This is a genomic window from Microcystis sp. LE19-195.1E, assembly GCF_027532095.1.
Classification (GTDB): Bacteria; Cyanobacteriota; Cyanobacteriia; order Cyanobacteriales; family Microcystaceae; genus Microcystis; species Microcystis aeruginosa.
The window spans coordinates 1-3,331 of the sequence record NZ_JAPZSZ010000219.1 but is presented as its reverse complement, the minus strand read 5'-3'; the positions used below and the strand labels follow the sequence as shown (position 1 = coordinate 3,331).

5 protein-coding genes are annotated in these 3,331 nt (G+C 41.9%); 2 read left to right on the top strand and 3 right to left on the bottom strand.

The annotated features are described in order from the left end of the window. Window positions 1–137: 137 nt before the first annotated feature. On the bottom strand, window positions 138–710 hold the full coding sequence (locus tag O9300_RS12485; RefSeq protein WP_287971923.1) for a shikimate kinase: 573 nt from the start codon (window positions 708–710) through the stop codon (window positions 138–140). A 216-nt stretch (window positions 711–926) separates the two neighbouring features. Here O9300_RS12485 and O9300_RS12480 point away from each other — a divergent pair, with 216 nt between their 5' ends. After that, the gene (locus O9300_RS12480) at window positions 927–2,000 is read left to right on the top strand and encodes a Gfo/Idh/MocA family protein (RefSeq protein WP_052277637.1); all 1,074 of its coding nucleotides are present in this window, start codon (window positions 927–929) and stop codon (window positions 1,998–2,000) included. Between the two features lie 51 nt (window positions 2,001–2,051). On the opposite strand, the gene O9300_RS12475 is transcribed toward O9300_RS12480, so the two are convergent. Continuing rightward, entirely contained in the window at window positions 2,052–2,387 is a 336-nt protein-coding gene (locus O9300_RS12475; protein ID WP_147072539.1) for an excalibur calcium-binding domain-containing protein, read from the bottom strand. 138 nt (window positions 2,388–2,525) lie between these two features. On the opposite strand from O9300_RS12475, the gene O9300_RS12470 reads away from it, so the two are divergent. Beyond that, complete coding sequence (locus tag O9300_RS12470) at window positions 2,526–2,777, top strand: AbrB/MazE/SpoVT family DNA-binding domain-containing protein (RefSeq protein ID WP_004266827.1); 252 nt, start codon at window positions 2,526–2,528, stop codon at window positions 2,775–2,777. Between the two features lie 167 nt (window positions 2,778–2,944). Here the strand turns inward: O9300_RS12470 and O9300_RS12465 are convergent, their stop codons facing one another. Next, entirely contained in the window at window positions 2,945–3,157 is a 213-nt protein-coding gene (locus O9300_RS12465) for a hypothetical protein (protein ID WP_002766476.1), read from the bottom strand. Window positions 3,158–3,331 lie beyond the last annotated feature (174 nt).

Below are 3,331 nucleotides of genomic sequence, written 5' to 3'. Positions count from 1 at the left end.
TTGCGGGGATCGGGGGGAAAATTCAGGTACTTTTTCCCTGAAAATTAGGTAATTGACTACCTCAAAATCGGTAAAACCCCACACCCCACACCCCACACCCCACACCCTGCCCCCAGGAAAAGCTTTTTCAGCAAACCCTAGTTATTGTCTCTTTCTGGATGAAAATCTTTAATCACCGTCGGTATTGCTGTTAAAATTTTCTCAACGATATCAGCAGGTCTATCTAGGTCAGAAACAACAATCCGAAGATCTGCTTCTGCATAAAGTCCTCGTCTTTGTTCTAATAATAATTCCAGTTTACTTTCTAAATCAGTGGACTGAAGCAAGGGACGAGAGGTATCTTTTTTTAAACGTTTAACCAAGACTTCGAGAGGAACATCTAACCAAATCATTAAACCGTGACGAAGATAACTCCAATTCATCGGTTTTAAAACCATCCCTCCCCCGGTGGCAATCACAGTTTTAGTCAGAGAGGATAATTCGGCCAAAACTTGGGTTTCTAACTCCCGAAAAGTCGCTTCTCCCTCGTCGGCAAAAATTTCCCTGATTTTCTTTCCCGCGACCCTTTCTATTAATATATCTGTATCAAAAAAACGATATTGTAACCGTCGGGAAAGCAACTCTCCCAGGGTGGATTTGCCAGATCCCATCATTCCTAGCAAAAAAACACTTAATCCCCGTAAGGAGTTAAAATCCGTTGAATTGTCCATATGTAGTCCTCGCTACTCAGGGATGATTTTTTGATAAGCATTTAGGAGTAAAAACCCGCAGATGGAATCAGAAAATCTTCTCAGAACCCCCATTGACACCGACATCGTGTCAGAATCTGGATAACCATGATACCATCTTGGTAATTAATCGACAAAATCAGCTTGATTAATCTAATCAAGTGGTGTGGGGAGTGTGAACACAGGAGTCTAAAATTCATGTCCAATCAACCAGCAAACTTTCCGGGTAACAGAAATCAACTCAAACCGATTAAAGTCGGGGTTATCGGGGTCGGTAACATGGGACAACACCATAGTCGCATCCTGAGTTTATTAAAAGACGTGGAATTCGTCGGGGTGGCCGATGTCAACGTCGAAAAGGGACTGGAAACTGCCAGTAAATACCGAGTCCGTTTTTTTGAAAATTATTTAGATCTCTTACCTAGGGTAGATGCGGTTTGTATCGCTGTCCCCACGCGGTTACACCATCGAGTCGGGATGGACTGTCTGCAAGGGGGAGTACATACCTTGATCGAGAAACCGATCGCCGCTAGTATTAGTGAAGCGGAATCTTTAGTCAATGCGGCAGCCGATCATGATTGTATTCTGCAAGTGGGTCATATCGAGCGTTTTAATCCCGCTTTCCAAGAGTTATCGAAGGTCTTGAAAACCGAGGAAATTTTAGCGATTGAATCCCATCGCATGAGTCCCTATTCCCAACGCGCTAATGATGTGTCGGTGGTGTTAGATTTAATGATCCACGATATAGATTTAATTTTAGAATTAGTCTCCGCTCCCGTGGTGAAATTAACCGCTAGTGGTAGTCGCGCTGCCACTGATTCCGGTTATCTCGATTATGTCACTGCAACCCTTGGTTTTAGTAATGGAGTAGTGGCTAATTTAACCGCTAGTAAGGTGACTCATCGCAAGATTCGCCGTTTAGCGGCCCACTGTAAAAATTCTCTCACGGAAGCGGATTTTCTCAACAATGAAATCCTCATTCACCGGCAAACCACCGCTAACTATAGCACCGATTACGGTCAAGTTCTCTACCGTCAAGATGGTTTAATTGAAAAAGTTTATACCAGCAATATTGAACCTCTACACGCGGAATTAGAACATTTTGTTCATTGTGTGCGCGGTGGGGACCAACCTTCTGTCGGTGGGGAACAAGCTTTAAAAGCTTTACGATTAGCTAGTTTAATCGAACAAATTGCCCTTGATGGTCGCGTTTGGCAACAATCGGACTGGAATTATCAATATCTTAATTCTCCCGTGATTACTGCTTCTTGATTGTTTTCACCCCGATTCTTTAAGTGAGAGAATTGGGGTGAGGAAACAAAATTAGTTATTTTGAGAACTTTCCCAACATTTTTCTGAGGATTTTTTTCCACACCATTGACTTTCACAGGGAACTCCATCACCGTCTCCATCCATTTTGACATTGGGGCAATTTCTCAAGAAAAAAGTCGCTTCTGCACAGGAGGTCATCTGGGAACAGTGAGTTCTACCATCGCACCGAAACTGTGGAGAAGGACTAGGTTTTTTCTGGGGAGTGGGACGATTATTGTTGTTAGCTACGGCTAAATTATTGAGGGTTTGATTGCCAGAAATTGGTGATTTTATTGATATTTGTTCGCTCAGAAAACCCAGAATTAAAATAACAATTACTTTTTTCATAAAATGCTTGCCTGATTCTCTGCTCTTATCATAGTACCAAATAGGATACAGGATAATAAATCAGAGTTATTCCCAGGTAAACGTTTGGGGGGGGTCAAGCAGCCAGTGGCACTGACTCTTCCGATTATTTGTTAGTATATGCAGAAAAACACCATGAAAATTAGCCCTAATGGACAAATCACTATTCCCCCTGATATTCAAGAAAAGCTTGGGTTGTTACCCGGTACAGAAATCCAGCTGGAAGTGATTGGGGATATCTTGCAAATTCGCAAGCCTAGAACCCTAAGCCGGGGAAAGCAACTGATTGCCGCTATCCGTGGCAAAGCAACTAGCCGTCTAACAACCAACGACATCATGCAAGCGACCCGTGATACTAAATCTGGTTATTAAAGACTGATTATTTATTACCCCTTTTGCCTCTTGCCTCTTGCATGAGTGCCTGTCTTCATAAGTAGCCTATACTCAACAGATTTAGTATAACAGGTTCTCTAATGACTCTAATAACTAAATCAGGCTTGAGTCTTCTTAGTTGAGTCCCATAGAGAGGATCAACATTTTCATCTAAGAGATATTTCAGACTCATTTACTTGTTTGACTGCTTTTCTTTGTTGCCTTAACTTTCTCAATTTTTCCGCCACAGGAGGAGGATTTTGTTTTTGTATTTCTCTCATTCTTTCTCCATGTTCAATCCATTCGGTTAAATAATTGGTTATTTTTTCTTGCTCATGCAAATAGTACAGAATTGTTGCATAAACTTGTTCTAAGCTCAAAGATGAATAAGTTTTAGCAATTTCTTCAGGTGTTTTAAGTAGGGAGGCACAATTATTTGTAGGATGGGTTAGCGGTAGCGTAACATGAGCGGGCGTTGGGTTTCATGCTTCAACCCAACCTTGTATATTGAGAGAAGTGGTAGACCGTCCCAACCTTGGTCAGAAAAGACCGCT

What these genes read in the sequence shown, in the direction of transcription:
- O9300_RS12470 (WP_004266827.1), top strand. Translation starts at nt 2,526, where the DNA reads ATGCAGAAAAACACCATGAAAATTAGCCCTAATGGACAAATCACTATT.
- O9300_RS12480 (WP_052277637.1), top strand. Translation starts at nt 927, where the DNA reads ATGTCCAATCAACCAGCAAACTTTCCGGGTAACAGAAATCAACTCAAA.
- O9300_RS12475 (WP_147072539.1), bottom strand. Translation starts at nt 2,387, where the DNA reads ATGAAAAAAGTAATTGTTATTTTAATTCTGGGTTTTCTGAGCGAACAA.
- O9300_RS12485 (WP_287971923.1), bottom strand. Translation starts at nt 710, where the DNA reads ATGGACAATTCAACGGATTTTAACTCCTTACGGGGATTAAGTGTTTTT.